Below are 880 nucleotides of genomic sequence, written 5' to 3'. Positions count from 1 at the left end.
AGACCTCTTGCAAAAGTAGTTGTAAGACACAACGTATATTATTGAACTCTACTTACTTAATAGATATGCCAAACATAGATAAGCTACTCAAACAAAGTGACGCTGGTTTTAAACGCTACACTGGCATTCATAAAGCGACCTTTTATGACATGCTTGAGCATGAAGCATCTAAGACCAAATCAGGTAGACCAAGTGTGCTTAGTATTGAGGCTCAAATATTACTGGCCCTGACTTATTGGCGTGAATACCGCACGCTTTATCATATCAGTATGGACTTTGGTATTCATGAGTCTTCTGCTAGCCGTATCATTCGTAAATTAGAAGACACACTGATTGACTCTGGCAAGTTTGAATTGCCTAAAAAGCTGCCTAGTCGTGTCGATGAGGACATCAATTGGTCAGTCGTCATTGTCGATGCCACCGAAACCCCAATTGAGCGTCCAAAAAAAACCAAAGAGACTACTACAGCGGTAAGAAAAAACAACACACCTTAAAAGCGCAGGTTATCGTTCATTGGCAAACCGGTTTGATACTTGATGTGCAAACCTGTAAAGGGTCAATCCACGATTTTAAGCTGTATAAAGATACTTGTCCTGATTGGTTACCTGAGAATACTAACTATCTAGCAGACAGTGGTTATCAAGGGTTAGCAAAGCTACATAACCAAACTTTCACACCATTTAAGAAACCTCGTGGTGGTCAGTTATTGGAGATATGCAAACAGGCCAATCACTATCTGGCAAAGTTCCGTATTGTGGTTGAGCACAAAATAGGCTTAATCAAGTTGTTTAAAATCGTGGCTCATAAATATCGCAACCGTCGTCAGCGCTATGATCTTAGAATGAAGCTGTTTGCTGGTATCATTAATTCCGAGCTTAAA

At 40.1% G+C, this 880-nt stretch carries 1 protein-coding gene and 1 pseudogene; both read left to right on the top strand.

Features of this window, described 5'->3' with window-relative positions; translation table 11 throughout:
- The coding region (locus tag QL919_RS14095; RefSeq protein WP_290190094.1) for a transposase family protein at nucleotides 1-494 on the top strand (494 nt) is incomplete at its 5' end.
- 8 nt (nucleotides 495-502) lie between these two features.
- A pseudogene (locus QL919_RS14090) lies at nucleotides 503-880 on the top strand (transposase family protein); the annotation flags it as partial.

This window comes from Psychrobacter sp. APC 3426 (genome assembly GCF_030408035.1).
GTDB lineage: Bacteria > Pseudomonadota > Gammaproteobacteria > Pseudomonadales > Moraxellaceae > Psychrobacter.
Note: the sequence above shows the minus strand (reverse complement) of the source record. Positions and strands in the feature narration are given on the sequence as shown.